At 69.5% G+C, this 26,576-nt stretch carries 25 protein-coding genes; 15 read left to right on the top strand and 10 right to left on the bottom strand.

Annotation, left to right across the window (positions count from 1 at the left end; all coding sequences use genetic code 11):
* The first annotated feature begins 13 nt into the window (after nt 1-13).
* The 8 genes from SD37_RS27895 to SD37_RS27865 all read left to right on the top strand — a co-directional run bounded on the left by SD37_RS27895 (nt 14) and on the right by SD37_RS27865 (nt 10,220).
* Entirely contained in the window at nt 14-1,294 is a 1,281-nt protein-coding gene (locus SD37_RS27895; protein ID WP_044850072.1) for an adenosylmethionine--8-amino-7-oxononanoate transaminase, read from the top strand.
* 239 nt (nt 1,295-1,533) lie between these two features.
* The gene (locus tag SD37_RS27890) at nt 1,534-3,792 is read left to right on the top strand and encodes a bifunctional SulP family inorganic anion transporter/carbonic anhydrase (RefSeq protein ID WP_044850071.1); all 2,259 of its coding nucleotides are present in this window, start codon (nt 1,534-1,536) and stop codon (nt 3,790-3,792) included.
* A gap of 253 nt (nt 3,793-4,045) precedes the next feature.
* Entirely contained in the window at nt 4,046-6,244 is a 2,199-nt protein-coding gene (locus SD37_RS27885) for a SulP family inorganic anion transporter (RefSeq protein WP_145926749.1), read from the top strand.
* Nucleotides 6,245-6,358: 114 nt separating this feature from the next.
* Nucleotides 6,359-7,075, top strand: a complete 717-nt coding sequence (gene bioD / locus SD37_RS27880) for a dethiobiotin synthase (protein ID WP_173426381.1) — start codon at nt 6,359-6,361, stop codon at nt 7,073-7,075.
* Nucleotides 7,076-7,158: 83 nt separating this feature from the next.
* The gene (bioB, locus tag SD37_RS27875; RefSeq protein ID WP_037309442.1) at nt 7,159-8,175 is read left to right on the top strand and encodes a biotin synthase BioB; all 1,017 of its coding nucleotides are present in this window, start codon (nt 7,159-7,161) and stop codon (nt 8,173-8,175) included.
* Entirely contained in the window at nt 8,162-8,365 is a 204-nt protein-coding gene (gene bsaP / locus SD37_RS42155; protein WP_037309445.1) for a biotin synthase auxiliary protein BsaP, read from the top strand. The genes bioB and bsaP overlap by 14 nt, the downstream gene beginning before the upstream one ends.
* Before the next feature lie 142 nt (nt 8,366-8,507).
* On the top strand, nt 8,508-9,113 hold the full coding sequence (locus SD37_RS27870; protein ID WP_044850069.1) for a DUF2567 domain-containing protein: 606 nt from the start codon (nt 8,508-8,510) through the stop codon (nt 9,111-9,113).
* Between the two features lie 45 nt (nt 9,114-9,158).
* The gene (locus SD37_RS27865) at nt 9,159-10,220 is read left to right on the top strand and encodes a M48 family metallopeptidase (RefSeq protein ID WP_044850068.1); all 1,062 of its coding nucleotides are present in this window, start codon (nt 9,159-9,161) and stop codon (nt 10,218-10,220) included.
* Nucleotides 10,221-10,313: 93 nt separating this feature from the next.
* Here SD37_RS27865 and SD37_RS27860 read toward each other — a convergent pair whose 3' ends face one another.
* Both SD37_RS27860 and SD37_RS27855 read right to left on the bottom strand, forming a co-directional pair.
* Nucleotides 10,314-11,030: an LON peptidase substrate-binding domain-containing protein gene (locus tag SD37_RS27860; protein ID WP_044850067.1), complete on the bottom strand. Its 717-nt coding sequence runs from the start codon at nt 11,028-11,030 to the stop codon at nt 10,314-10,316.
* 40 nt (nt 11,031-11,070) lie between these two features.
* Nucleotides 11,071-11,706 (bottom strand): NUDIX hydrolase, encoded by a 636-nt coding sequence (locus tag SD37_RS27855; RefSeq protein WP_037309459.1) that lies wholly within the window; start codon nt 11,704-11,706, stop codon nt 11,071-11,073.
* A 122-nt stretch (nt 11,707-11,828) separates the two neighbouring features.
* Here SD37_RS27855 and nadA point away from each other — a divergent pair, with 122 nt between their 5' ends.
* From nadA to SD37_RS27835, 4 genes are read left to right on the top strand one after another with little or no spacing between them, the layout of a single operon-like run.
* Nucleotides 11,829-12,839 carry a quinolinate synthase NadA gene (gene nadA, locus SD37_RS27850; protein WP_037309462.1) on the top strand — a complete coding sequence of 337 codons (1,011 nt, stop codon included), beginning with the start codon at nt 11,829-11,831 and terminating at the stop codon, nt 12,837-12,839.
* Nucleotides 12,836-14,491, top strand: coding sequence for an L-aspartate oxidase (locus tag SD37_RS27845; protein WP_083255102.1), 1,656 nt, complete (start codon nt 12,836-12,838; stop codon nt 14,489-14,491). The genes nadA and SD37_RS27845 overlap by 4 nt, the downstream gene beginning before the upstream one ends.
* Nucleotides 14,488-15,378: a carboxylating nicotinate-nucleotide diphosphorylase gene (gene nadC / locus SD37_RS27840; protein WP_044850066.1), complete on the top strand. Its 891-nt coding sequence runs from the start codon at nt 14,488-14,490 to the stop codon at nt 15,376-15,378. The genes SD37_RS27845 and nadC overlap by 4 nt, the downstream gene beginning before the upstream one ends.
* A gap of 60 nt (nt 15,379-15,438) precedes the next feature.
* Nucleotides 15,439-16,608, top strand: a complete 1,170-nt coding sequence (locus tag SD37_RS27835; protein WP_044850065.1) for a S8 family serine peptidase — start codon at nt 15,439-15,441, stop codon at nt 16,606-16,608.
* Nucleotides 16,609-16,940: 332 nt separating this feature from the next.
* Here the strand turns inward: SD37_RS27835 and SD37_RS27830 are convergent, their stop codons facing one another.
* The 6 genes from SD37_RS27830 to SD37_RS27805 all read right to left on the bottom strand — a co-directional run bounded on the left by SD37_RS27830 (nt 16,941) and on the right by SD37_RS27805 (nt 21,193).
* A complete protein-coding gene (locus tag SD37_RS27830; RefSeq protein WP_044850064.1) occupies nt 16,941-17,318 on the bottom strand; it encodes a hypothetical protein in 378 nt (125 codons plus the stop codon).
* 10 nt (nt 17,319-17,328) lie between these two features.
* Nucleotides 17,329-18,675, bottom strand: a complete 1,347-nt coding sequence (locus SD37_RS27825; protein WP_044850063.1) for an alpha/beta hydrolase — start codon at nt 18,673-18,675, stop codon at nt 17,329-17,331.
* A 30-nt stretch (nt 18,676-18,705) separates the two neighbouring features.
* Nucleotides 18,706-20,016 (bottom strand): WXG100 family type VII secretion target, encoded by a 1,311-nt coding sequence (locus SD37_RS27820; RefSeq protein ID WP_065913000.1) that lies wholly within the window; start codon nt 20,014-20,016, stop codon nt 18,706-18,708.
* Nucleotides 20,013-20,417: a hypothetical protein gene (locus SD37_RS27815; protein WP_044850061.1), complete on the bottom strand. Its 405-nt coding sequence runs from the start codon at nt 20,415-20,417 to the stop codon at nt 20,013-20,015. Before SD37_RS27815 ends, SD37_RS27820 begins: the two co-directional genes overlap by 4 nt.
* A gap of 110 nt (nt 20,418-20,527) precedes the next feature.
* Nucleotides 20,528-20,830 (bottom strand): hypothetical protein, encoded by a 303-nt coding sequence (locus SD37_RS27810; RefSeq protein WP_005155348.1) that lies wholly within the window; start codon nt 20,828-20,830, stop codon nt 20,528-20,530.
* Nucleotides 20,831-20,851: 21 nt separating this feature from the next.
* Nucleotides 20,852-21,193: a WXG100 family type VII secretion target gene (locus tag SD37_RS27805; RefSeq protein WP_073848466.1), complete on the bottom strand. Its 342-nt coding sequence runs from the start codon at nt 21,191-21,193 to the stop codon at nt 20,852-20,854.
* Nucleotides 21,194-21,422: 229 nt separating this feature from the next.
* Here SD37_RS27805 and SD37_RS27800 point away from each other — a divergent pair, with 229 nt between their 5' ends.
* Nucleotides 21,423-22,376 carry a hypothetical protein gene (locus SD37_RS27800; protein WP_044850060.1) on the top strand — a complete coding sequence of 318 codons (954 nt, stop codon included), beginning with the start codon at nt 21,423-21,425 and terminating at the stop codon, nt 22,374-22,376.
* A 63-nt stretch (nt 22,377-22,439) separates the two neighbouring features.
* Nucleotides 22,440-23,228 carry a hypothetical protein gene (locus SD37_RS27795; RefSeq protein WP_236725483.1) on the top strand — a complete coding sequence of 263 codons (789 nt, stop codon included), beginning with the start codon at nt 22,440-22,442 and terminating at the stop codon, nt 23,226-23,228.
* A 60-nt stretch (nt 23,229-23,288) separates the two neighbouring features.
* Here SD37_RS27795 and SD37_RS27790 read toward each other — a convergent pair whose 3' ends face one another.
* Nucleotides 23,289-23,987: a S1 family peptidase gene (locus SD37_RS27790; RefSeq protein ID WP_044850059.1), complete on the bottom strand. Its 699-nt coding sequence runs from the start codon at nt 23,985-23,987 to the stop codon at nt 23,289-23,291.
* Nucleotides 23,988-24,403: 416 nt separating this feature from the next.
* Between SD37_RS27790 and cpt the strand changes: the two genes are divergently transcribed.
* The gene (gene cpt / locus SD37_RS27785) at nt 24,404-24,928 is read left to right on the top strand and encodes a chloramphenicol phosphotransferase CPT (protein ID WP_083255101.1); all 525 of its coding nucleotides are present in this window, start codon (nt 24,404-24,406) and stop codon (nt 24,926-24,928) included.
* A 415-nt stretch (nt 24,929-25,343) separates the two neighbouring features.
* On the opposite strand, the gene SD37_RS27780 is transcribed toward cpt, so the two are convergent.
* A complete protein-coding gene (locus SD37_RS27780; RefSeq protein WP_083255327.1) occupies nt 25,344-26,525 on the bottom strand; it encodes an HNH endonuclease signature motif containing protein in 1,182 nt (393 codons plus the stop codon).
* Nucleotides 26,526-26,576: the final 51 nt, after the last annotated feature.

The following is a 26,576-nucleotide window of genomic DNA, read 5'->3' as shown; positions in this document are numbered from 1 at the left end:
GTAGGGTCGCGGGATGGACGCCGCAGAACTCCTCGCGCTCGACGCGGAACACGTCTGGCACCCGTACGGGCCGATGCCGAGCACGATCGACTCCCTGCTGGTCCGCGAGGCGAGCGGCGTCCGGCTCACCCTCGACGACGGCCGCGAACTGATCGACGGCATGTCGTCCTGGTGGGCGGCGATCCACGGCTACCGGAATCCGGTGCTGGACGCGGCGCTGGCCGACCAGGCGGGCCGGATGAGTCACGTGATGTTCGGCGGGCTCACCCACGAACCGGCCATCAGGCTGGCGAAGACGTTGGTCGATCTCAGCCCGGAGGGCCTGCGGCACGTCTTCCTGTGCGACTCCGGGTCGGTGTCGGTCGAGGTCGCCGTCAAGATGTGCCTGCAGTACTGGCAGTCGGTGGGGCGTAAGGAAAAGCGGCGCCTGATGACCTGGCGCGGCGGCTATCACGGCGACACGTTCACGCCGATGAGCGTCTGCGACCCCGAAGGCGGGATGCATTCGCTGTGGCGCGGCATCCTGCCGGACCAGCTGTTCCTGCCCAAACCGCCGGGGGAGTTCGGCGACGAACCGGATCAGGAGTACCTCGAGCTGCTCGCGGCCGGGATCGAGCGGCACGCGGGCGAACTGGCCGCGGTCATCGTCGAGCCGGTCGTGCAGGGTGCCGGCGGTATGCGGTTCCACTCGCCCGCGTACCTGCGCGCGCTGCGCGAGATCACCGAGGCCAACGACGTCCTGCTCATCTTCGACGAGATCGCCACCGGTTTCGGCCGCACCGGCCGGATGTTCGCCGCCGAGCACGCCGGGGTCACGCCCGACGTCCTGTGCCTCGGCAAGGCGCTGACAGGTGGTTACCTGACGATGGCGGCCACGTTGTGCACGCCGCGGATCGCCGACGGCATCTCCCGCGGCGAACTGCCGGTGCTCGCGCACGGGCCGACGTTCATGGCGAACCCGCTGGCCTCGGCGGTGGCCAACGCCTCGCTGGGGATCCTGGCCGAAGGCGGCTGGAAGTCCGACGTGCCGCGGATCGAGGCCGCGCTGAAGGCCGGGCTCGAACCCGCTCGCGAGCTGTCTTCGGTCGCCGACGTGCGGGTGCTCGGCGCCATCGGCGTGGTGGAGCTGGACCACCCGGTGGACATGGCGGTGGCGACCGAGGTCCTCACCGCGAACGGCGTCTGGCTGCGGCCGTTCCGGAACCTGATCTACACGATGCCGCCCTACATCTCCGGCGCCGGGGACCTCGCGGAGATCACTTCCGCAATGGTCTCGGCCGCACAAAAAGCGTAAAAACGACAAAGTTCACCATAAAGAGTGTGACGGCAGCCACAGCAAACCGAGAAGGCCACGCTGGGTACAGCGCGTGATCATGTGTTGATCTTGGTCAGGCGAACGGGCGAGTCCGATCGGGACCTTTTCGGGGTGGTATGTCGCAAAAGGGCGGTATGCCCTAGTTCTCGGGCGCACAAGCAAACCTGAGAAACCTTTGCGTAGCGGACATTTCGGCGCGGATCCGGTTTCCTGCCCCCATGATCGACATCGTTGGTGACGAGCACGACACCGGGCCCCCGGGCCGCCGCCGCTCCACTTCGACCCTCCTGAGCACCCTCCGCCACGACCTCCCGGCCTCGGTCGTCGTCTTCCTCGTGGCCGTTCCTCTCTCCCTCGGCGTGGCACACGCCGCCGGGGCACCCTTGCTCGCCGGACTCGTCTCCGCCGTCGTCGGCGGACTCGTCGCGAGCCTCTTCGGTGGTTCCGCCCTTCAGGTCAGCGGACCGTCCGCCGCGCTGACCGTCGTCCTCGCGGAGACCATCGCCACCTTCGGCTGGGCCGCCACCTGCGCCATCACCGCCGCGGCCGGCCTGGTCCAGATCCTCTTCGGCGTCAGCCGCTTCGCCAGGGCCGCGCTGGCGATCTCACCGGCGATCGTGCACGGCCTTCTCGCCGGGATCGGCCTGATCATCGTCCTCGGCCAGTTGCACGTCGTGCTGGGCGGAGCGGCGCAGGGTTCCGCGATCGCGAACGTCCTCGCGCTGCCGGGCCGGATCGTCGGCCATCACGACCAGGCCGCCCTGGTCGGCGTGGTCACCGTGGGCGTCCTGCTGGCGTGGACCCGGATGCCGCGTTCGGTGCGCCGCGTCCCCGGTCCGCTCGCCGCCGTCGCCCTCGCCACCACTCTTTCCGTCGCGGCCGGCATGGACCTGCCGCGCGTCGACCTGCCGAACGGCTTGCCGGGACTGGGTTTCGTCCCCGAAGCGCCGTCCGGCTCCTGGGTGGCAATCACCGGCGCCGTACTCTCCATCGCGCTCATCGCCAGCCTGGAAAGCCTGCTTTCGGCCCTCGCCGTGGACAAGCTGCGCGACGGGCCCCGCACCGACCTCAACCGCGAACTGATCGGACAGGGGCTGGCGAACATCGCCGCCGGATCGCTCGGCGGCTTCCCGGTCACCGGCGTCGTCGTCCGCACCATGACCAACTTCGAAGCGGGCGCCCGCAGCCGGGCCTCCGCGATCCTGCACAGCGCCTGGATTCTCGGCTGCTGCGTGTTCCTGGCCGGCGCGCTGCGGCTGATCCCGCTCGCCGCACTCGCCGGGCTCCTCGTCTACGTCGGCGCCAAACTGGTCAACGTCACCAGCCTCCGTGAGGTCCGCCGCCACGGCGACCTGCCCGTCTACCTCGCGACCCTGACCGGCGCGGTCGCCGTCAACCTGCTCACCGGGGTCGCCGCGGGGATCGCGGTGTCGCTCGCGCTCATGCTGCGCCGGATGCTGTTCTCCGGCATCCACATCGAACCGGACGGCGCGCGGACCCGCGTCGTCATCGAGGGCGCGCTCACTTTCCTTTCCGTGCCAAGGCTCACGACCGTCCTCGCCGGAGTCCCCGAGCGGTCCGAAGTGACGCTGGAACTCTTCGTCGACTATCTCGACCACGCCGCTTTCGACTGCCTGCGCGGGTGGCAGTGCGCGTACGAGCGGAACGGCGGGGTGGTCGTCGTCGACGAGATCGGGCATCCGTGGTTCGAACGCGGCAAGGCCGGTGTGCCGACCGTGCGGCGCGGTGTGGCGTCCCGGGTGGTGCCGCGCTGGCTCGCGCCGTGGTCGGAATGGCAGGCGGAGCACCTCGAACTGCCGGCCCAGCGCGGCGGCAGCGTCCCGTTGTGCCGCGGTGCTTCGGAATTCCAGCGGCGGACCGCGCCGCTGCTGCGGCGGACCTGGGACGGGCTCGCGCACGGGCAGGCGCCGCATACGCTGTTCATCACCTGCGGCGACGCGCGCATCGTGCCGAACCTGATCACCACGAGCGGGCCGGGGGACCTGTTCACCGTGCGGAACATCGGGAATCTCGTCCCACCGGCCAGTGCCGAAGCGGATTTCTCGGTGGGGGCGGCGATCGAGTACGCCGTCGGGCTGCTGAGGGTGCGGGAAGTGGTGGTGTGCGGGCATTCCGGCTGCGGTGCGATGAAAGCGCTGCTCGGCGACGCGCCCACCGGGCTCACCCAACTCGGCGGCTGGTTGCGCCATGGCGAGGAAACGGTGCGGCGCCGGGAAAGCGAGGGACCGGTGCTGCTCGACGGCGCCCGTCCCGGCCGTGAGGCCGATCAGCTCGCGCTGCACAACGTGGTGCGGCAGCTGGAGAACCTGCGCTCGTACCCGGTGGTCGAGGCCGCGCTGGCACGCGGTGAACTCCGGCTCACCGGAATGTACTTCGACGTCGGCAAGGCGAGCGTGTACCTGCTCGACGCGGCGCACCGGTCGTTCACCTCGGCCGCTTCGCCGGTGAAGTCCTGACTCCTCCGGATGCGCGTGAAGGCCCCCTTCCCTCGGCTCAGCCGAGGGAAGGGGGCCTTCACGCGCAAGGCGTCTTGGTCGGGTGGCCGATCGATACCTCCCAGGATCCGGGACGTGGCAAGGCTTTCCGAAACGCCGGGGACATCTCCCGGTAACAAAGCAGCCCGAAAGTGGGCCACGCCACCCGGTTGTAGGACGATATTCACTCGATCAGGTGGTGCATAGCGGACAAATCACCAGTTTCCTGGTGATCATGTTGGTGTCCTCGAAACGACCTCTCGCCGTGCTTCGGCACGACCTGCCCGCCTCGTTGGTGGTGTTCCTCGTCGCCGTCCCGCTGTCACTCGGGATCGCGCTCGCCTCCGGGGCGCCGATCGTCGCCGGGCTGATCGCGGCCGTGGTGGGCGGTGTGGTCGCCGGCGCGCTCGGCGGCTCCCCGCTTCAGGTCAGCGGCCCGGCCGCCGGGCTGACGGTGATCATGGCCGAAACGATCGCCACCTTCGGCTGGGCGACCACCTGCGCGATCACCGTCGCCGCCGGGGCGCTGCAGATCCTGCTCGGGCTGAGCCGCATCGCCCGCGCGGCGCTCGCGATCTCGCCCGCCATCGTGCACGGCATGCTCGCCGGTATCGGCGTCACCATCGTCCTCGGCCAGCTCCACGTCGTACTGGGCGGCTCGGCCCAGAGCTCCGCGCTCAAGAACATCGCCCAGCTGCCCGCGCAGATCGTCGGCCATCACGACACCGCCACGCTGATCGGTGTGCTCACCATCGGCATCCTGCTGCTGTGGCCACGGCTGCCCGGGTCCGTCCGGAAGATCCCCGGCCCCCTGGCCGCCATCGCGGTGACGACCGTGCTGTCCGTCGTCGCCGGGATGACCCTGCCCCGCGTCGACCTGCCCGGTGACCTGCTCAACATCCGCTTCGCCCCCGAGTTCCCGGACACCGGGTGGGGCGCGTTCGCCATCGCGGTCATCACCATCGCGCTGATCGCCAGCGTGGAGAGCCTGCTGTCGGCCGTCGCGGTCGACAAGATGCACACCGGGCCGCGATCGAACCTCGACCGCGAACTGATCGGCCAGGGCGCCGCGAACATGACCTCCGGCGCGCTGGGCGGCCTCCCGGTCACCGGCGTGATCGTCCGCAGCTCGACCAACGTCGCCACCGGCGCCCGCACCCGCGCGTCCGCGATCCTGCACGGGCTCTGGATCCTGGTCTTCGTCGCCGCGTTCGCCGGGCTGATCCAGAACATCCCGCTCGCGGCGCTGGCCGGCCTGCTCGTCCACGTCGGCGCGAAACTGGTCAACCCCGGGCACATGCGCCAGGTCCTCAAACACGGTGACCTCGGGCTGTACCTGGTGACGCTCGCCGGTGTCGTCGTCTTCGACCTGCTCACCGGTGTGCTGCTCGGCATCGCGCTGTCGGTCCTGCTCATGCTGCGGCGCACGGTGTGGTCAGGGATCCACGCCGAACGCCACGGTGACGAGTGGCGTGTCGTCGTCGAAGGCGTCCTCACGTTCCTTTCGGTGCCGAGGCTGAGCCGGGTGCTCGCGACCGTGCCCAATGGCGCGAAGGTGACCCTGGAGCTTGTCGTCGACTACCTCGACCACGCCGCTTTCGAAAGCCTTTCGAACTGGCAGCAGGCGCACGAACGGGCCGGTGGCGAGGTGGTCGTCGACGAGGTCGGGCATCCGTGGTTCGCCAACGGCAAGTCCGGCGATCCCACCCTGACCCGGACGGACGCGGTGCGTTCGGTGCCCCGGTTCCTCGCGCCCTGGTCGGACTGGCAGGCCAAGGACGTCGAGGTACCCGGTCAGCGCGGCGGGCCGACCCGTCGCGGGGCGACCGAGTTCCAGCGGCGCACCGCCGCGCTCATGCAGCCCGCGCTCAGCAAGCTGGCGGGCGGTCAGTCGCCGCACACCCTGTTCATCACCTGCGGTGACGCCCGGATCGTGCCGAACATGATCACCACCAGCGGTCCTGGCGACCTCTTCACCGTCCGCAACATCGGGAACCTGGTGCCCGCGCGCCAGGCCGACCCGTCGATGGGCGCCACCGTGGAGTTCGCCGTCGGCGTGCTGAAGGTGCGCGAGATCGTGGTCTGCGGGCATTCCGGTTGCGGCGCGATGCAGGCGCTGGCCACCGGCGCCCCCGACGGCGCGCCGATGCTGGCCTCCTGGCTGCGGCACGCCGAGCCGAGCGCCAAGCGCAAGGTCACGGTGACCCTCGACGGCGAGCGGCCGGACGCCGAGGTCAACCGGCTGGCGCTGCAGAACGTGCTTCAGCAGCTGGACCACCTGCGTCACTATCCGCTGATCGCCGAAGCGGAGGCACGCGGCGAACTGCACCTGACCGGGATGTACTTCGACGTCGGGGCTGCCCAGGTCTATCTGACCGACGACGGGAGCCCGTCCTTCGTCCCGGTGGGTGCCGTGACCGCTTCCGGGAGCTGAAGGACGCCTTCCCCGCATGCCATGAGGTGAAAGCGCCCTTCACCCGATCGCATGCGGGGATGGTCCCCTTCAGCTCCTCTCCAGCCCGACCCACTAAGTTCAACCCACGTGAGCATGCTGGTCATGACCGGCACCGGAACCGGTGTCGGCAAGACGATCTCCACCGCCGCCATCGCCGCCCTGGCCGCCGGTCAGGGCCAGCGCGTCGCCGTGCTGAAACCGGCGCAGACCGGGGTGGGGCCGGACGAGCCCGGCGACCTCGCCGACGTCCTGCGCCTCGCCGGTCCGGTCACCACGCGCGAGCTGCGGCGATATCCGGATCCGCTGTCACCGGAAGCCGCCGCGCGGTTGTCCGGGCAGCCGACGCTGTCCCCGAGCGAGATCGCCGCCGCCGCGAGCGACCTCAACGGCGAGCACGACCTCACCCTCATCGAGGGCGCGGGCGGCCTGCTGGTCCGGTTCGACGCCGACGGCGCCACCCTGGCCGACGTCGCGTGGTCGCTCGGCGCGCTGGTCATCATCGTGGCCGAGGCGGGGCTGGGCACGCTCAACGCGACCGCCTTGACCGCCGAGGTCGCGACCAGGCGCGGGCTCACCGTGGCCGGGGTGATCATCGGCTCGTGGCCCGACGAGCCGGACCTGGCCGCGGTGTCGAACCTGCGTGACCTGCCGGTCGCGGCCGGTGCCCCGCTGCTGGGCGTGCTGCCCGCCGGGCTGGGCACGGCCGGGCGGGAAGAGTTCGCCGCGCGGGCCAGGGCGGGTCTCTCGCCGTGGTTCGGCGGGGAGTTCGACCCGGAGTGCTTCGTCGGCAGCGCCTCCGCCCAGAAGTGACCTTCGTCGCTGTGTGAGAGCCTTCCGGTCGTGCACGATGATGTGCCTTCGCTTTGATGCCCCACCCGAACAGGAGCCGCCTCGTGACCACAGCCCCGGAGACCGTCGACATCCTCGCCGTGGCGCGTGACCAGGTCCTCGAGCGTGGCGTCGGGCTCGCCGAAGAACAGATCCTCGAAGTGCTGCGGCTCGGCGACGAGCACCTGACCGACCTGCTGGCGCTGGCCCACGAGGTCCGGATGCGCTGGTGCGGCCCCGAGGTCGAGGTCGAGGGCATCATCAGCCTCAAGACCGGCGGCTGCCCGGAGGACTGCCACTTCTGCTCGCAGTCCGGCCGGTTCCCGACGCCGGTCCGTTCGGCGTGGCTGGACATCCCCGGCCTGGTCAAGGCCGCTCGCCAGACCGCCGAGACCGGCGCGACCGAGTTCTGCATCGTCGCCGCCGTCCGCGGCCCCGACAAGCGGCTGCTCTCGCAGGTGCGCGAGGGGATCAAGGCCATCCGCGAGGACGGCAACGACATCCAGATCGCCTGCTCGCTCGGGATGCTCACCCAGGAGCAGGTCGACGAACTCGTCGAGATGGGCGTGCACCGCTACAACCACAACCTGGAGACCGCGCGCTCGCATTTCGCGAACGTCGTCACCACGCACACGTGGGAAGAGCGCTGGGAGACCCTGCGCATGATCCGCGAGGCCGGCATGGAGGTCTGCTGCGGCGGCATCATCGGCATGGGGGAGAGCATCGAGCAGCGTGCCGAGTTCGCCGCGCAGCTGGCCGAGCTGAACCCGGACGAGTGCACGATGAACTTCCTCATCCCGCAGCCGGGGACGCCGTACGAGGGCTACGAGGTCGTCGAGGGCAAGGACGCGCTGCGCACCGTGGCCGCCTTCCGGCTGGCGATGCCGCGTCCGCTGCTCCGGTTCTCCGGCGGCCGCGAGCTGACCTTCGGCGATCTGGGCACCAAGCAGGGCATGCTCGGCGGTATCAACGCGATCATCGTCGGCAACTACCTGACCAACCTCGGCCGCCCGGCCACCGCGGATCTGGAGATGCTCGAAGAGCTGAAGATGCCGGTGAAGGCGATCAGTGACGTCCTCTGACCGACCGGCGTTCTGCGTCCACTGTGGACAGCCGTCCGACGGCGGCGCGGAACATCCCGCCTGCCACAACCCGAGAACGGCACTCGAACCGCCGCGCTACTGCACGTTCTGCGCGCGTCGGATGGTCGTCCAGATCACCCCGGTCGGCTGGACCGCGCGGTGCAGCCGCCACGGCTCGCTTTCCGGCTGACCCGCGTTTCGTCCTCTGGACGCGGTAATTGCACGCGCAAGTACCGCATCCAGAGGACGAAACGCGTGAGAGTGCCGGGTTGCGTGCGCTGGGAGCGTCATTGGTTACGCTCTGCACAAGCAGCGTGAGGGAGGAGTCCGGGTTGGGCGAGACGTCGGGCAAACCGGCACACCTGTCTTCCAGCGTGCCCGACCCCTGGTCGGTGCCCATGCTGCCGAAGCCGCGCCGTCCGCATCCCAAGGTCGTCGTCAAGGCCGATCTGCTGCCGGCGGTCAGCGTGCTGTCCACGGCCGGGCTGCTCGGCTTCCCGCTGGCGTGGCTGTGGTCGCGGCTCGCGCCGCCGCAGCGCATGCGGGTGATCAACGCCGAGGGCGGCCTCGCGCCACTGGAACTGGAGAGCTGGCACCGCTTCGACGACCTCGCCATCTACGGTTTCCTCGCCCTCGCCGCCGGGCTGCTGATCGGCGTCGTGACCTGGCTCCTGCGGGAACGCCGTGGCCCGGTCGTGCTGATCGCGGCCACCGGTGGCGCGACGCTCGCGGGCTGGCTCGGCACGACGATGGGTGTCTCGTTCGCCAACGGCCGCTACGAGATCGGGGCGGCGCCCGCCGTCGGTGACGTCATCCTGAAGGCGCCGCAGATCGAGTCGACCTGGATCATGCTCGCGGCGCCGCTGATGACCACGCTGGCCTACACGCTGCTGACCGCGTGGAACGGCCGGGAAGATCTGGGCCGCCGCCTCGGCTGACGTTTTTCCTCTAGGGTGGGCCGGGACTTCTCTAGGGGGCTTTTCTTGACTGACGACATCGAGGTTTCCCGGCACAACGCCGTCCGGTTCCCCGGCATCAGCCCGCGGGCCTACGAACACCCCGTCGACCGCGGCGCGCTGGCCACCCTGCGCGCGGTTCCCGGATTCGCGCAGGTCGTGAAGGCGGTTTCCGGTTTCTACGCCGAACGCGGCGAGCGGCTCATGGCGCTGGCGTCCGCGATCCGGGTCGGCCCGAAGCAGTACCCGGAACTGGACAAGCTGCGCAACGAATGCGCCGAAACGCTCGACCTCGACCGCGTGCCGAACCTGTTCGTCGCCCGCAGCCCCGAGGTCAACGCGCAGACGATCGGCATGGACGAGCCGTTCATCGTGCTCAACACCGCGGCCGTCGAGGCGATGGACCTGGCGTCGCTGCGGTTCGTGATCGGGCACGAGATGGGGCACGTGCTGTCCGGGCACGCGGTGTACCGCACGATCATGATCCGGCTGATCGGCCTGCAGATGTCGATGTCGTGGACGCCGGTGAGCGCCATCGGCATCCGCGTCGTCATCGCCGCGCTGCGCGAGTGGTACCGCAAGGCCGAGCTGTCCTGCGACCGCGCCGGGCTGCTGTGCTCGCAGGACCCGACGGCGGCGCTGCGGTCGCAGATCCTGGTCGCGGGCGGCGTCGACCCGGCGAAGATCGACATCCCGGCGTTCCTGCAGCAGGCCTCGGAGTACGAGTCGGTCGACGACATCCGGGACAGCTACCTCAAGCTGCGTTACGTCGAGACGATGTCGCATCCGCTGGCCGTCGTACGCGCCGCGCAGCTGCAGAAGTGGGCCGCCTCGGAGGAGTACCGGGCGATCCTGGCCGGCGAGTATCCGCGCCGTGACGCCGACTCGCCGTCGTCCACCTGGACCGACGACCTGAAGTCGGCCGCGAAGTCGTACAAGGACTCCTGGAACAGCTCGGCCGACCCGCTGACGAAGGTGTTCAGCGACGTCGGCGAGGCGGTGTCCGGGGCGGCGGGCAAGGTGTGGAGCAAGTTCGGCGGCGGCAACGGTTCGGACGACGAGGGCCCTGCCCAGGAGTCCGGAAAGTAGGGTCTCGCGCGCGCCATGAAAGGTCCTTTCCTTGCAAAATTTGCAAGGAAAGGACCTTTCATGGCGCTTGAGGGGGTTCGGTCTTGAGGGGGTTCAGTTCAGGTTTGAAGGGCGGGTGAACTCGCCGAGTTCCCCCGGCGGCATCGGCACAGCGCCGAGGGTGTTCAGGAACCCGGCCTCCCGCGTCAGCAGGCGGCAGGCGATCCGCAGCCGCCGCAGCGGGTTGGTCTCTTCCAGCAGGTGCTGCCGGTCCTCAAAGGGGAGCAGGCAGTCCGCGGTGAGCCGGTAGGCGAGGGCGGCGATGTCGCCGTCGTCGGGCGGGGTGGTCCAGTCGTCGGCGTGCCAGGCGGACTCGCAGTAGCGCCGGTGCGCGGCCTTGGCGACGTCGGCGAGCCTGGTCACGGTCTCGCCGGGCACGCTGGAGACCCGGTCGTCGGGCACCCATTCGACCGAACCGATCAGGTAAGGCGCCGAAACCCGGTCGAGTTCGAGCAGCCGGAACCGGCGCCGCGCGGTGGTGACGACGTCGAATCTGCCGTCCGGCAGCCGTTTCGCCTCGCGCAGCACCGTGCTGCAGCCGACTTCGTGGACGTGCTCGGGCCCGCTGACCTCCCTGATCACCGGCGTGCGCAGCGCGATGACACCGAATTCGCGGTCCGGGATGACGTCGCCGACGAGATCCGTCATCAGCTGCCGGTACCGCGGTTCGAAGATGTGCAACGGAAGGTGTGTTCCGGGCAGAAGCACTGTCTGTAGCGGGAACAGCGGCAAGATCGCCTTCCCGGTGGACTCCTCGCTCGGCTCGGTCACCCGTTCAAGGTACGGGGACCGCGTGGACTTCGCAGGACGGTCACTTCCCGGCCGGCGGGCGGAACACCGCGAACGGGTCGGTGATCTGCATACCCTTGCCCGCGAAGGAGAAGAGCGCCGCCGGACGGCCACCGCTGCGGCCGGGCGGGGCGGTGTGCCCGGTGGGGACGAGCAGTCCTCGCCGGGACAGCACGCGTTGCAGGTTCGTCGCGGACACCCGGTAACCCAGCGCAGCCGAGTACAGCCTCCGTAACGCCGATACGGTGAACTCTTCCGGGGCGAGCGCGAACCCGAGATTCGTGTAGCAGAGCTTCGAACGAAGCCGGTCCCGCGCGCGCAGCACGATGGACTCGTGGTCGAACGCCGTTCGCGGCAGCGCGGACACGTCGTGCCATTCGGTGTCTTCCGGGATTTCCGGGTCCACATCGGACGGTACGAGGCCGAGGAACGCCGTCGCCACGACGCGGGGCCCCGGCACCCGGTCCGGCGCGCTGAACACCGCCAGCTGCTCGACGTGCTTCAGCTGGCAGATGTCGACCTTCTCGGCGAGCTGCCGCCGGATCGACGCCTCGACGTCTTCGTCCGGGCGCAGCCTGCCGCCGGGAAGGGACCAGCGGCCCAGATGCGGATCGAGCGCACGACGCCACAGCAGGACCCGGAGTGTGTCCGAGCGCACTTGCAGGACCGCTCCCAAAACCTCGTGGGCGAGGGGGGTCTGGGTGTTAAGATGACTTCGCACGGTTTTCGATTGTAAGGCGAAAACCGACAGTGGACAAATCGGTCCGGAGGGCCAGAACGATGACGAGCATCCTGCAGAACGACCTGACTCCCTACGGTGGCGTCGTCGCCGACGCGGCCTGGGCGGAGGAGGTGCGGAGCCTCGCTCGCAAGCGCGACGCCGTCCTGCTCGCGCACAACTACCAGGTCCCCGAGATCCAGGACATCGCCGATTTCACCGGCGATTCCCTCGCGCTCAGCCGTATCGCGGCGAGCAGCGACGCGTCGACCATCGTCTTCTGCGGCGTGCACTTCATGGCCGAGACGGCGAAGATCCTGGCGCCGGAGAAGACGGTCCTGATCCCGGACGCGCGGGCGGGCTGCTCGCTCGCGGACTCGATCACCGGCGAGCAGCTGCGCGCCTGGAAGGCCGAGCACCCCGGGGCGGTCGTCGTGTCCTACGTGAACACCACGGCCGAGGTCAAGGCGGAGACCGACATCTGCTGCACCTCGTCGAACGCCGTCGACGTGGTCGCCTCCATCCCCGCTGACCAGGAGGTTTTGTTCCTGCCGGACCAGTTCCTCGGCGCGCACGTCAAGCGCGTGACCGGCCGGGAGAACATGCACATCTGGGCCGGGGAGTGCCACGTCCACGCCGGGATCAACGGTGCCGAGCTGGCCGAGCGGGCTTCGGAGAACCCGGACGCCGACCTGTTCATCCACCCGGAATGCGGCTGCGCGACGTCGGCGCTGTACCTGGCGGGCGAGGGCGCTGTCGCCCCGGAGCGGGTCAAGATCCTCTCGACCGGCGACATGGTCCACGCGGCCCGTGACACCAAGGCGAAGTCGGTGCTCGTGGCCACCGAGATCGGCATGATCCACCAGTTGCGCAAGGCCGCGCCGGAGATCGACTTCCGCGCGGTCAACGACCGGGCGTCCTGCCGGTACATGAAGATGATCACCCCGGCCGCCCTGCTGCGGTCGTTGCGTGAGGGTGCGGACGAGGTCCACGTCGACGCCGAGACCGCCGCCCGTGCCCGCGCTTCCGTGCAGCGCATGATCGAGATCGGGCAGCCTGGCGGCGGAGAATGACCGACCCGGTTACCGCCCTTCAGGCGAAAACCCACCCGGTGTGGGAGGCCGCCGCCGATCTCGTGGTGATCGGCAGCGGGGTCGCCGGTCTCACCGCCGCGCTGCGCGCGCGGGAACTCGGGCTGCACGTCCTGGTCGTCACCAAGGCGGCGGTCTCCGAGGGGAACACCCGCTGGGCACAGGGCGGGATCGCGGTCGTGCTGGAGGGTGAGCACGAGCCGGGTGACTCGGTCGGCAAGCACGCGGCGGACACGGTCACCGCGGGCGCCGGACTGTGCGACGAGGACGCCGTCCGCTCGATCATCGACGGCGGCCCGGCCGCGGTGGCCAGGTTGCGGGCGGAGGGCGCCCGCTTCGACCCGGCCGTCGAAGGCCATGGCGAACTGGCGCGTACCCGGGAAGGCGGGCACAGCGCGTTCCGCGTCATCCACGCCGGTGGCGACGCGACCGGCGCGGAGGTCGAGCGGACGCTGGTCGCGAAGGCCGGTGACCGGCGGATCCCGGTACTGGAGCACCACATCGCCGTCGACGCGATCCGCACACCCGCGGGCGAGGTCGTCGGCGTGACCGTCCTGGACCACAACGGCGTGCCCGGTGTCGTGCGGGCACCGGCGGTGCTGCTGGCCAGTGGCGGGCTGGGGCAGCTGTACCAGGCGACGTCGAATCCGGAGATCGCCACGGGGGACGGGCTGGCGCTCGCGTTGCGCGCGGGGGCGCAGGTGGCGGACGTCGAGTTCGTCCAGTTCCATCCGACGGTGCTGTTCACGCCCGGCGCGCGCGGCCGCCTCCCGCTGGTCACCGAGGCGGTGCGCGGCGAAGGTGCCACCCTGCACGACGCGACGGGGGCTTCGGTCATGCGCGGCGTGCATCCGCTCGGTGATCTCGCGCCGCGGGACGTCGTGTCGGCGGCGATCACCCGCCGGATGACGCAGGCGCCCGGCGGTATCGACGACCACGTCTTCCTTGACGCGACAGGGATCTCCGGGTTCGCCAAGCGCTTCCCAACCGTGTACGCGGCGTGCGCGGCGATCGGACTGGATCCGGCGGCGGAGCCGATCCCGGTCACGCCCGCGGCGCATTTCGCCTGCGGCGGTGTGGTGACCACTGTGGACGGACGTTCCGGCGTCCGTGGGCTCTACGCGGCGGGTGAGGTCGCGAGGACCGGTCTGCACGGCGCGAATCGACTGGCCTCCAACAGTTTGCTCGAAGGTCTGGTGGCCGGTCGCCGGGCGGCCGAAGCGGTCGCGGCGGATCTCGCCACGGGCAGGCTCGCCGACCCGCGCCGCGGCGTGCTCGCGCCTCCGGCGGAGGTGCCGGTGGCCGACCGTGACGCGCTGCAGCGGGCGATGAGCCGCTACGCCGCGATCGGCCGGGACGCCGAAGGCCTTTCGGTCGTCGGTTCGGTGCTGGATCTTTCGGTGATCGAGAGTCCTTTGTGGACGCCTCGGCTCGTGGAGGACGCGGCGCTCACCCTGGTGGCGGAGGCACTGGTCGCGGCGGCCGCGCGCCGGACGGAGTCCCGCGGTTGCCATGTGCGGACCGATTTCCCCGAACGCGACGACAACGTCTGGCAACGCGGCCAGCTCATCCGGCTCAGCCCGTCGGGGCAGCCGGTGCTGGCCGATCCGATCGCTTTGGAGGGTGTGGCATGAGCGAATTCTCCCCGTGGGTCACCAAGGCGCTGGCCGATCACGGCCTCGACGTCCTCGATGTGCACCGTGTCGTCACGACGGCCTTGACCGAGGATCTGCGGTACGGGCCCGACGCGACGACGAACGCCACCGTGCCCGAAGCCGCGAACGCGCTGGCCGAACTCACGCCGAGGACGGCGGGCGTGGTCGCCGGGATCCCGGTGGCGCTCGCGGTGTTCGACCTGGTCCTCGGCAAGGACCTGGAGATCCTGGCCGCCCGCGACGACGGTGACCGGCTGACCGCCGGCGAGCCCGCGCTGGTCGTGCGCGGTCCGGTGCGCGGCCTGCTCACCGCCGAACGCACCGCGCTGAACCTGCTGTGCCACCTCTCCGGCATCGCCACCGCGACCGCGGCTTGGGTGTCCGAAGTGGACGGTACCGGTTGTCAGGTCCGCGATTCCCGCAAGACCTTGCCCGGACTGCGGTTGCTGGAGAAGTACGCGGTCCGCGCGGGTGGCGGGGTGAACCACCGGCTCGGCCTCGGTGACGCGGTGCTGATCAAGGACAACCACGTCGTCGCCGCCGGTTCGGTGACCGCGGCGCTCGCCGCGGCCCGGGCGCACGCGCCCGAACTGCACTGCGAGGTCGAAGTCGACGACCTGGCCCAGCTGGAGGAGGCGCTCGCCGCGGGGGCCGACGAGGTGCTGCTCGACAACTTCACACCGGACGAATGCGCGAAGGCCGTCGACCGGCGTGACGAGGTCTCGCCGAAGACCCGGCTGGAATCCTCGGGCGGACTCCGGCTGGACGTCGCGCGGGCCTACGCGGAGTCCGGTGTGGACTTCCTCGCGGTCGGCGCGCTCACCCATTCCTCGCCCGCGCTCGACCTCGGGATGGACCTGCGCTGACTTGAGTGGTCATCATCGGACCAGTAGAATTCCCTTGTGTGACAAGGGAATTCTGGAGGAATGGTGGGCTTTGCCGGTAAAAGTGCCGTCGCGGGATGCGCCGGACTCATGGCACTGCTCGGCGCACCGGTCCCGGCGACAGCGGTCGCCGAGCAGTGCGCGAACCCGACGGGGACCTACACCGCCGCCGTTCCGTGGGGCCAGCGGCTGATCGACCCCGCGCGGGTCTGGCCGCTTTCGCGCGGCACCGGGCAGCTGGTCGCGGTGATCGGCACCGGGGTGGACGGCGGCAACGGCCAGTTCGCCCGCGGTCAGCTCGTCGGCGGACAGGGCACCGAGGCCGAGGACTGCGACGGCCGGGGCACGATCGCCGCCGGGATCGTCGGCGCGCAGCCGGATCCGTCCACCACCTTCGCCGGGATCGCTCCCGGGGTGAAGCTCCTGCCGCTGCGCTACACGCAGGCGAACGGCGGCGGCGATCCCGGTCAGCTCGCGTCCGCGATCGAGACGGCGCTCAACCGCGGTGCCGGGATCATCCTGATCGCCGTCCCGGCCGCTTCCGACAGCCCCGCGTTGTCCGGCGCCGTCTCGCGCGCCAGGGAGAAAGGCGCGCTGATCGTGTCGCCCGCCGCGGGGACACAGCAGGGCCAGACGTCCTATCCGACCGCGACGCCCGGCGTGCTCGCGGTGGGGTCTACCAATCAGGCAGGCGAGGCGGTGCAGGCGGAATCCGGCTCCTACCTCGGGATTTCCGCACCCGGCGCCGAACTGGTCAGCACCTCGGCCGGCGCGGGCGGGACCGTGGCGCACCGGTGGCCGGTGAGCGATCCCGGCCTCGCCGCCGCCCATGTCGCGGGCGTCGCCGCGCTCGTGCGCGCGTATCACCCCGGGCTTTCGCCGGAGCAGGTCGTCGCCCGGCTGACCCTGACCGCGCACCGCGGCCCGGGCGGAGGGCACGATCCGCGCCGGGGCTGGGGCTCGATCGACGCCTACGCCGCCGTTTCCGCCGCCATCCCGGCCGGGACGCCGGGACCGGGAGGGCCGCCGAGCGTCGGCCCGGACACCGTCGTCGTCCCCGCGGCCGCCCCCGCGCGTGGTGGCGCGGACAAGGTTTCCGGTGTGCTCGCCCTCGCCGGGGTGGCCGCTGCCGTCGCGGCGGGCGTGGTGGTGGCCGCGGTCCGGCGGGGCAAGCGCCGCGGTTGGCGGCCTTCGCGTTTCGTGGAGCGGTAGGGGCATGGCTCCCTGATGAGGCAGAGCGCATCACTACTGTCCACACAGGACAGTTTTCGGTCAATCGATGTCCGATTGATGCCTGCCTGTACGGTCCTGAATGGGGTCGTGAGTGGCAAAGAGGGTTAGAACGCTCTTTATCACTCACGACCAGCTTGTGAGACCGCGCGAACTGCTCAAATCGGACACTTATGGCCTGGAAAGTGTCTCTTGTGGACACCCGAAACGCAATCAGAGGACTGATTGCGAGACCGGGCAGTGCCTCGTGAGCGGCAGCGGCGTACTGGGGAACACCACTGCCGCTCACGAGGTCTTTCGCGACCCCCGGGGTTCTAGGGGACGGGTACGCAGGCTGTCGAGCCCACGATGGCCACGCCGTCGCCGACGCGGGAGACATGCACGTTGAAATCGGCGCCGTCGCGGCTGAACTGCGCGATCAGCTCACGCGGGTTGCTGCGATCGCGGGTCCGCCAGCCCTGGCCTTCCAGCATGGGCAGGACGACGTCGACGAGCTTGCGCACCGCGTCGGTCGCGTCGTCCACCCGAAGGCCGTACTGCCAGCAGAACAGGCGGCCAGGCTGGGTCGGATCGCAGTCCAGTTCGCCTTCCACGGTGCGCTCGGCGCTGCTGCCGAAGGTGCCCGCGACGCCGTCGATGACCGCGGTCAGGTCTTCGGCCAGTGGCTCGAGTCCGGTGTTCCCGGTGATCATGACCAACCCCTCACAAGCCTCGGCCGATGCCTTCGACGGCCATCTCCCGCAGGGAGCCACCCGTGAAGCCCTCGTGCGTGACCGGTCCGCCCGTGATCACACCGTAGATGTTGTTCCACGAATCCGAACCGGGTTTGAGCACCCCGCTGTGGGAGTCCAAGCCCCACTGCAGATCCCCGTTCGCGTCGCGGCCGGTTTCCAGTTCGACGACGCCGGGGAAGCGGTCGGGGTCCGCTCCGTGCCCGGCGCCGAGCCATTCGATCAGGCCGGCGTTGCCCTGCGCGACCACGATCGGATCGAGGGGAGCCGTCATGGAGTAGCGCTGTACCCCGGCTTGACTGGCGGGCAGATCGTTCGGGCCCCAGATCCCGTGGCCCATGCCCGCGGATTCGACGTGCAGCACCTGATCGGCCCTGAGCCCGAGCTGTTCCGCCAGCCCCACGGTCGCGCCGCCGTAACTGTGCCCGACGGCGGTGACCACGACGCCCGGACCGGCGTGGCTGTCGATCTGCCCGCGCAGTTCGTCGCCGAACGCCTTGAGCTCGGGGGCCATCGTCTGGGCGTAATGCGCGGCGGGGCCTTCGGTGACGACGTTCTGCGGGAAGACGCCGTCGGCCCAGACCACCATCGCGGTCCGTCCGGTGGCGTCGGCGGCGACCAGGCTCTTGCCGAGGTCGGCGTAGCTCTGGAAGTTGCCGAACGAGGTGTTGACGCCGGGCACGAACAGGCCGACGTTGCGGGTGCCCGGTTCGATCCGGCCGACCAGTTCGGCGATGCGCCCGTTTCCGGACGGGTCGAACCGCAGGATCTGCCGGTCGTTGGCGAGAATGTCCTCGTACAGCGCGATCCTGGTGCGCGCGTTCGCGATGTCGTCGGCTTTTCCGCCGTGTGCCAGAAGATTCGCGAGCCTGTCGCGTTCGGACGTCAGGGCGTCGGAGACCTTGACGCGGTTCTCGGCGATCGCGGTGGCCCACTTGCCGGTGTCGGCCGCGCCGCCGACACCCGCCGGATTCCCTGCCTTGGGCAACGGGTTCTCCGGCATCAGCGCCCGGTACGAGGCGGCGACCTGGACGTCGGCGCGCCGGTAGCCGCCCGCCGCCGCCGTCAGGCCCTGATGGATCACGGTCGCCTTGGTGACGCGGCCGTCGAGTTTGCCGGCGACGTCCTTGATCGTCTTGGTGTACGTCGCCGAAGCCGCTGCGGACGCGGAAACCTGGCCGAACGCGGCGGCGGGCACGTTCTCACCCGCCAGCGCGGCCTGCGCGGTCTTGAGCACGCCGGCGCGCTGTTCGAGTTCGGCCGCCGCCGCTTCGAGCCTGGCGGGGGCGACCCGGTAACCGCCCGCACTGGATGCCATCACCGAGCCGCCTCTCCTGCTTCAGGGATTTCAGTACTGTTCGGGTTCTTCGCCGAGCACGGCCGGGGCGACCGGGGACGACTGGCCCCAGACGTTCTCGGTCTCCACGAGCCACGGCGGGATCCGGCGGCCGGAGCCGAGGTCGCCGCCCGCGCCCATGCCCATCGGCATCATGGGCATCATCGGCATCGCGCCCTTGGCCGCCGCCGCGCCCGCGGCACCGGCGGCTCCGCCGGCCAGCCCGCTCATCGCGCTGCCCGCCGAACCGTCGCCGGCCAGACCCGAGAACGCGGCCGGTGCCTCGCCGGGACCGGAGAACCCGCCGCCCGCGCCGATCGCGCCACCGTCCAGCGACGGCGCGCCGCCACCGCCGATCGGGATGCCGCCCCCGGCGCCGCCCGCGGTCGCGCCCGTGCCCGCACCAGCGCCTCCGCCGACGACTTCGCCGTCTTTCTTGTCCTCTTTGGGATTCTTGCCCGCCGCCCAGCCGGGCCCCCGCGGCATGATCGAGCCGAACCGGCCGAACGCGGCGGCCGAGGCCGCGGCGAGACCGGCGGTGAACATGTCGCCGAACAACGGGTTCGACTTGATGGGCTGATTGGGCTGCCCGGTGGTGGGCGGGGTCGAGCCGTCCGAAGGCAGCGGGTGCGTGTTGTCGCCCGGGACAACACCGACGCCGGGAGCGCCGCCGATGTCGTTGCCGACGGCGCCGCCGCCCGGGGCGGTGCCGCCACCGGTCACCGGCGGCGGGGTGACGGCGTACGGCGAGGCGGGAATCGACTCCTCCGCCGAGGAGTACTCGCCCGCGAGCTGGGTCATCACCACGATCGCCTTGCTGTGCGCCGCGCTGGCCGCGCCCGCTGCCTGCTGCTGGGCCTCGACGTTCGCGATCGCCTGCTGCCGCTGCTGGGCGGCGCTGATGATCGTCGCCTGCGACGAATCCGGGGGCAGCAGCGGCGGATTGACCGCGAGCGCCACGTCGGCCGGGGAGACGTCAGGCACCGCGACCGGCGGCGGCATCTCCTTCTTGGCCTTCACCAGCGCGTCCGCCGCGTCCTCGAGAAGATGGTTCATCGCGTTCGCGGTCTGGGCGACCTTGCGGATCCCGCCGACGAGGTCGGAGATCATCGTGTGGTACTTGTCGGCCGCGCCGCCGGTCCAGCTGCCGGAGAAGTCCTTCAGCTCGCCGGTCAGGTTTTCGGCCTGTTCGAACAGAGTGGAACCCGTGGACTGCCATTTGTGGGCCGCGTGGCGCGCCGTGTTGGGGTCGCCCGCCTGCAACATCGCGTAGAGCTGCTGATGGGAGTAGGCGGCGAAGTTCGTGTGCGCGGTGTTCGTCATCCCTTGATCCCCCCGCCGTGAGAGCCGCCGTTGCCACCGAGGACTCCGCCGAGCACGTTGAGCAGCGGATCGAGCAATCCGGTCTGCTGGCTGGAGTGGTTCATGTCGCCCGCCACCGAGTCGTCGGCCGCCGCGTAGCCGTCGGCGACGGTCGTGGTGACGTCCTGCGCGAAGGTGATGGCGCCCTTGACCTGATCCAGCAGGCCCTGCATCTCGGCGACCGCCGCCTGATGGGCCTTGGTGAGGGAACCCGCCTCCCCGAACTCGCCGAACAGCAGCGGCTCTTCGCTCAGGGTCAGCAGGAAGTCGTTCGGCTTGGACATCGCGTGGATCTGGGTCTCCAGTTCCCGCACGAAGTCCTTCAGTGATTCCAGATGGACGTAGTACGACTGGTCTTGCATTGATCCCGGCTCTCTCGTGATCGGCCATGCCATCGAAGGACGACTACGCGCAAAGCCGGCCGACCGGTGCCGAGGGGGGTGAAAGCACCGGCCGGCCGACGGTGGGGGGATCAGCCGGCGAACAGGCCCTGGTTGCGGTTCTCCAGGCTGTGCTGGAGATCGTGGGCGTCGCCGACCTTGCCACCGAACTGCGCGATGATCGCCACGATGTCCGCGGTGGCCTGGCGCAGGCGGGTTTCAGACGCGCGGGCCGCCTCACCGGCGGAGCTGCCGGAGGCGTACCAGGTCTGGGTGATCGGCTGCAGGTTCGTGTGCAGCTGTTCGAGCTGGGACGTGAGCGCCTTGGCCTTGGCGGCCAGCGAGGCCGAGCTGTGCTGCAGCGCGGCGAAGTTGATTTCGACGACGTCAGCCATGATTGGTGGTCCTCTCGCGGATCAGGGGTTCAGCCGGTGGATCACGGTCTGGTCGACGGTTCCGCTGACCCCGGTCAGGCTTTCCCGGACCTGCTCGTCACCCGAGTTGTAGTTCCGGTTGCTCTCGTGGACAAGGCGCGACATCGTGTTGAGCTCGTTCACGGCGATGGTCATCTTCTCCTGCAGACGACGCTGCAGATCCCAGAACGCGACCGCCTGGTCACCCTTGTAGTTGTGCAGGGTCTGGGTCAGCTCGCTCTCCAAGCTGGCCATCGTCGTCTTGGCGTTCGACGCGGTTTCCTCGAACCCCTGGACGGCGCGCGCCATCGCGGCTGCGTCAGCCTGATATCCCGTACCGGTCATCGATGGGCCACCTCCTCTCATCTCGCTGGAAATCCCGGTGAGCACCAGGGCGCCCCTGTCTGCTCTTGTGAAGGACACGCTAGAAAACCGGGGAGTGTGGTCAAACGGCACAACTGCCGGTCACAGTGACGGCACTATTACCCACAGGTCGGTGGTGGGGCCTTCCCCACCACCGATCCGGGGGAGTGCGCCAGTGTCTCGACGGGGGTCCACCGGCACGCTCGAATCCATGGTGGACAAGGGATCCGTGACAGTACGGCATCGGCCGCTGATGATCTTGGCGGCCGCGATGGCGGTACTCGGGGTGATCGCGCTCGGTGGTCTCGTTTTCGATGATCGCAGCCTCGTCAACGCGCCCATCTGGCTCAAACCGCTCAAGTTCACGATTTCCGTCGGCCTTTACGCGGTGACTCTGGCCTGGCTGATCGGGCAGCTGACGCGGGGCCGCCGGATCGGCTGGTGGCTCGGGACGGTGTTCGCGGTCGGTCTCGGCCTGGACATGGCGCTGCTGTTCTGGCAGATCATCGTGCGCGGCCGGACACTGCACTTCAATCGGGCGACCCCGGACGACCAGTGGATCAACAACATGGTCGCGAACGGTGCCTTCACGGGCTGGGGCGCGACGGCGGCCATCGCGATTCTCCTGTTGTTCCAGCGTCTTCCCGACCGGGCGATGAACTCCGCGTTACGCGCGGGTGCCGCGTTGTCGGTGGTGGGCATCGGGATCGCGATGCTGATGTTCGGCCCGAACGAGCAGCAGAAGGCGCAATTCCGGTCCGGGGAGCGGCCATCGATCGTCGGCGCCCACGCGGTCGGGGTGCCCGACGGTGGTCCCGGATTGCCGGTGCTGGGGTGGAGCACCGAAGGCGGCGACATGCGCATCCCGCACTTCGTCGGGATCCACGCGATCCAGGTGCTGCCCCTGATCGCCTTCGGACTGCTCATGCTCGCCCGGCGGTATCCGGTGCTCGAAGCGGAATCCGTGCGGCGGAATCTCGTCCGGACCGCGTCCGTGGGTTTCGCGGGAGTGCTGGCGCTGCTCACGTGGCAGGCGCAGCGCGGTCAGTCCGTCGTGCACCCCGACTTCTGGACGCTGGCCGCGGGCGCCGGGATCATCGCCGTCGTCGCGGCTGGATCGGCGCTCGCGCTCCGGCAGCGGCGGCCGATGCACCAGCTCGCGTGATCTTCACCGTACCTCCACGAAATCCACTCGGGACTTCCTCGGGGATCCGATAGTTTCCGGGTGATGAAGGGGGTAAGCGTGCACAAGACGCGTACTAATCGGAGGATTTCGGGCAGACGCGCGGGCGTCGTGCTCACCGCCGCGGCGGTGCTGATCGGCGGGGTGGCGTGTTCGTCGTCGCCTGGCTCTCCCGACGGGGCCAAGCCGGCGGCGCCCGAGGTGTTCGGCCCGGCGGGTTACCGCGGTCTCACTCCGGGCATGGCGAAGGACGCCGCGTTGGCGGGCGGAAAGCTCGCTTCGGCACCGACGTCCACTTTGGACGGTTGTACCGATTTCTCCTATACCGGTGGTCCGGCACCCGACCCGGCACGGATGAAGGCGGAGGCCGACATCGAGGCCAAGGCCAAGGAGCTGAACAAGAAGGCCGACGAGCTGCAGACGAAGCCGGATCCGAAACCGGGTTCGTCCGCCGCGGACAGTGCCAAGGCCGCGGAGAAGGACGCCGCGGACGCCAAGCTGTACGCCGACGCCGCACTCGCGTCCGCCGATCTCGCGGGCAAGCGGGAGGAGCGGGACAAGGCGTTCGTCGCCGCCGGGGGTGCCTCCTTCGGCAAGGACGGGCTGCGTGAACTCGCGGCTCCGCCGGAAGCCAAGACGGCCGAAGGTATCGGCGCCGGGTCCTCGTTGGCCGACCTCAAAACGGCCTACGACGCCAAGGGCATGAAGACGGGCGACAACGGCCGGTTCCAGGTGCCTGTCGACGGGAAACCGGACTGGGTCTACGAGTTCACCGTCAACGGGGACAAGGTCGGATCGGTGTCGATGGTCAACCCGAAGTCGAAGTGCGCCTAGGGTTTTCGCGCGTTGAGTAAAGGGGCCGTCCGATTTCGGGCGGCCCCTTTCCTCAGCTGATCAGACTCCCGCGGTGGTGCGGATCCAGCTGCGGCTGGCCGCGACGCTGGCGTAGTTCTGGGTGCCCTGCGGGTTCGTACCGGAGTTGTTGCCGGTCGAGCAGACACCGACCTGGACCCCGCCCGAGAGCTGCGGGCCGCCCGAGTCGCCGTGCCACGCCGAACCGTTGACGCCGACGCTCGCGATGGCCTGGCCACCGTAGGCGTCGCTGCTGGTTCCGGTGATGCGGACGTTGGCCGTCTTCAGGACGCTCGACGGCGGGTTGCTGCCCTGCGTGCGACCCCAGCCGTAGATCTGGTTGGTGGTCCCGGTGGCCGGGTTGGCGGTGCCGAGCTTCATGTACGTCGTGTTGACCGCTGTCGTGAGGTGCAGTAGCGCGATGTCGCCGCTCGGGGCGGCCTTCTGCTGGTCGACGTCGGCCTCGGTGCCCTGGCCCAGGTTGACGTTTCCGACCTTGACGTGCATGCCGGGCTTGTTGAGGCAGTGCTTCGCGGTGAGGACCCACTGCGGGGCGATGATCGTGCCGGAGCAGTTGAAACCGCCGAACGCGGTGGCGTCGTCCCAGTAGATCTGGGCGCCCCACGGCGCGGAACTCACGGTGCCGCCGCCGATGATGTCCTGGCCCGCGTTCGCGGCAGGAGTAGCGGCAAGGGTCAGTGCCGCGGCGGTGCCGGCCACTGCTGCGACGATCTTGGACATACGCATGAATACGCCCTTCGGCCTGCGTCGGGGAGTTCGTTTCGAGTTGAAACGGTTTCACCAAGTTAGGCGGCGGTAAGGCTTTTTGTAACCTACCGAAGTCGGTAACCGGTGCGAGGAAAGTATTGGGCCGTCCGGGGTGGGACAGTCGGATGTGGACGCCGACCCTGGCCTCGGCTTCGAGGATCGCGAGCGCCACGCTTGAGACGCTGATCGTCACAGGCGAGGCGCATGGGACATCCGCTGTCTTGCTCCCTTGAGAGTCAAGGTCAGGTGCTTGGGGTCGACGGGATGGGGATACGGTCAAACTGGATGCAAGGGACATTTTCCTTGATTTGTATCCTCTGTGGACGGTCGGCGGGTCTGGGGAGCCCGCCTGAGCCGGTCGTGGCACGTTGGTCTTCTAGGGTGTCCTGGTGGGAACTCAGGTGATCGTGCTGAACGGTGGCTCCAGTTCGGGCAAATCGGGAATCGCCCGGTGTCTCCAGGCGGTGCTGCCGGACCCGTGGCTCACGCTCGGCGTGGACACCCTGATCGACGCCATGCCCGCCACTGTGGACGAGGGGATCGACTTCGCCGCGGACGGCGAGGTGAGCGTGGGGTCCGGGTTCCGGCGCATCGAGGACGCGTGGATGGCGGGTGTCGCGGCGATGGTGCGGTCGGGTGCCCGGGTCATCATCGACGACGCGTTCCTGGGCGGGGCCGAGTCGCAGCGTCGATGGCGTGACGCGCTGAAAGGGCTTGCGGTGCTGTGGGTCGGCGTCCGGTGTGACGGCGTGATCGCCGCCGGGCGGGAGATGGCACGCGGGGATCGGGTCGCGGGGATGGCCGAGGCGCAGGCGGAAATCGTGCATCGGGGCGTGGTTTACGACGTCGAGGTGGACACGGGGGCCGGTGAGGCTTTGGCCTGTGCGCGGGAGGTCGCCGCGCGGGTCGGGTGAGTGCTGCCGCTGGGGAGGGCCTTGCAGGTGGGCTGGCGGAGAGTGCGATGCCGCCGCTGTCGCAGTTCGGCGGCCAGGCTTTCTTCTGTGCTCGTGAGCGGGGCTCCAAAGTGGACAAGGGCGCTAGGTCGAGTCGGGAAGGCTCGATGGCCGTGGCTGAGGCACGAAGGTGCCTCCGGATGGCCTTCGTCGAAGTCGGGCGGGCTTCGGAACAGCGGGGTGTCGTCCTTTGGCTCCGGTGGTGGGCCGCGGAGTTGCGGATCGCGTACGACCGGGCTCGGCTCGACGACGTGCGGGGGCACGCGGGGGTCAGCGACTCCCTGTGGGTAGGGGTGGTTCGGGCGCGCTCATTTCAGGGCGCGCCGGTGCCGCCACCCGGCGCGCGTCCGGGTAGCCGCGGTCAGCTTCGCCCTGATCAGAACGGTGGGGTGTCGTCCTCCGGTTCCGGTTGTGGGTCGTGGAGTGGTTCGGGTGTCGCGCTGTAGGTGTGTCCACTGGGGGTGGTGATGGTCATGCCGCCGTTGCCGGTGGGTTCCGCGGTCCAGCCGGGTTCTTCCTTGAGCAGGTTGTGGGTTCTGCAGGCGCCGTGGCAGTTGTGGTGATCGGTCCTGCCGTCGCGTGCCCAGGTGACGATGTGGTCGATCTCGGAGAACTCCGCTGGACGATGGCAGGTGGGATGGGTGCATTCCCGGTCCCGCGCTTTGATCAACCTGGCCAATGAGGCTGGGGATCGGTACTTGTTCGGGCCGGCTTCGAGAAGTTGGCCGGTGGCGGAGTCGGTGATCAATCGAGACCACGTCGAGCCGGGGTCGGATGCGATTTCTCGCACCAGCCAATCGGGAATGGACCCGTATCCGGCGAGGAATGCGGGATCATCGCGGGCTCCGGTCAAGGTCAGGAAGTCGACATAGACATGAATGTGTGCGCGTGGCTTTCCGTGTCCGTCTTCGGCGAGGAGGCGTTCGGCGAACACGTCGGCTCGGTGCTGGTCGAGGGTGCGGGATTTGTCCTTCGCCCGTCGCGTCCGCGCGGCGCGGCTCAGCGACGCATAGATCGAACTGGCGACCTCGGCGGGGAGAAGACCCGACAGCGTCGACATGGTCTCGTCCTCGTGCTCCAGCGAAACATGCCGCAGGGCGCGTTTCTTCGTCGCCCGCTCCCGGTAACCTTCGGGATCGAACTTCTGTACCGCGCGGTTCACCGAACCTCGGATCGCCGACGGATCACGATCGGCGAGCCGCTTCTTCATGAACTCGTCCACTTGGGCCGCGACCTCGTCCGACACCTCCCGGGTCAACTGCGTGACCTTGGAGGCCTTGTACAGATCGATGTCGCCGTTTTCCAGCGCCGCCAACGTGTTCGGCAACCGGGCAACCAGGGCGCAGGAGGTTTCGATCAGCAGATACGCCTGATTGCGGGAGACCGAGAAGCGCAAGGAAACCTCCTCGGTCACCGATCTTCGGGAACCACCCACCGCGGCGAACCCGGCTATGGAACGCACCTGCCGCCCCTGTGCCCGACGAAGCACGACTTCCTCGTCATAAGCGGCATCGAGAAGGCGCGCGGCCTTCTGGTTATAAGTAAGAGTGTCGGTCATGACCAAGATCATACTCGAACAGGAGTTCGACAGCTACCAGATCTGTGGCGA

The organism is Amycolatopsis orientalis (genome assembly GCF_000943515.2).
GTDB lineage: Bacteria > Actinomycetota > Actinomycetes > Mycobacteriales > Pseudonocardiaceae > Amycolatopsis > Amycolatopsis orientalis.
Note: the sequence above shows the minus strand (reverse complement) of the source record. Positions and strands in the feature narration are given on the sequence as shown.

Excerpts from the sequence above, each read along its gene's own strand:
- SD37_RS27895 (WP_044850072.1), top strand. The coding sequence starts at position 14 with ATGGACGCCGCAGAACTCCTCGCGCTCGACGCGGAACACGTCTGGCAC.
- SD37_RS27890 (WP_044850071.1), top strand. The coding sequence starts at position 1,534 with ATGATCGACATCGTTGGTGACGAGCACGACACCGGGCCCCCGGGCCGC.
- SD37_RS27885 (WP_145926749.1), top strand. The coding sequence starts at position 4,046 with ATGTTGGTGTCCTCGAAACGACCTCTCGCCGTGCTTCGGCACGACCTG.
- bioD (WP_173426381.1), top strand. The coding sequence starts at position 6,359 with ATGCTGGTCATGACCGGCACCGGAACCGGTGTCGGCAAGACGATCTCC.
- nadA (WP_037309462.1), top strand. The coding sequence starts at position 11,829 with ATGACGAGCATCCTGCAGAACGACCTGACTCCCTACGGTGGCGTCGTC.
- SD37_RS27845 (WP_083255102.1), top strand. The coding sequence starts at position 12,836 with ATGACCGACCCGGTTACCGCCCTTCAGGCGAAAACCCACCCGGTGTGG.
- nadC (WP_044850066.1), top strand. The coding sequence starts at position 14,488 with ATGAGCGAATTCTCCCCGTGGGTCACCAAGGCGCTGGCCGATCACGGC.
- SD37_RS27835 (WP_044850065.1), top strand. The coding sequence starts at position 15,439 with ATGGTGGGCTTTGCCGGTAAAAGTGCCGTCGCGGGATGCGCCGGACTC.
- SD37_RS27830 (WP_044850064.1), bottom strand. The coding sequence starts at position 17,318 with ATGATCACCGGGAACACCGGACTCGAGCCACTGGCCGAAGACCTGACC.
- SD37_RS27825 (WP_044850063.1), bottom strand. The coding sequence starts at position 18,675 with ATGGCATCCAGTGCGGGCGGTTACCGGGTCGCCCCCGCCAGGCTCGAA.
- SD37_RS27820 (WP_065913000.1), bottom strand. The coding sequence starts at position 20,016 with ATGACGAACACCGCGCACACGAACTTCGCCGCCTACTCCCATCAGCAG.
- SD37_RS27815 (WP_044850061.1), bottom strand. The coding sequence starts at position 20,417 with ATGCAAGACCAGTCGTACTACGTCCATCTGGAATCACTGAAGGACTTC.
- SD37_RS27810 (WP_005155348.1), bottom strand. The coding sequence starts at position 20,830 with ATGGCTGACGTCGTCGAAATCAACTTCGCCGCGCTGCAGCACAGCTCG.
- SD37_RS27805 (WP_073848466.1), bottom strand. The coding sequence starts at position 21,193 with ATGACCGGTACGGGATATCAGGCTGACGCAGCCGCGATGGCGCGCGCC.
- SD37_RS27800 (WP_044850060.1), top strand. The coding sequence starts at position 21,423 with ATGGTGGACAAGGGATCCGTGACAGTACGGCATCGGCCGCTGATGATC.
- SD37_RS27795 (WP_236725483.1), top strand. The coding sequence starts at position 22,440 with ATGAAGGGGGTAAGCGTGCACAAGACGCGTACTAATCGGAGGATTTCG.
- SD37_RS27790 (WP_044850059.1), bottom strand. The coding sequence starts at position 23,987 with ATGTCCAAGATCGTCGCAGCAGTGGCCGGCACCGCCGCGGCACTGACC.
- SD37_RS27780 (WP_083255327.1), bottom strand. The coding sequence starts at position 26,525 with ATGACCGACACTCTTACTTATAACCAGAAGGCCGCGCGCCTTCTCGAT.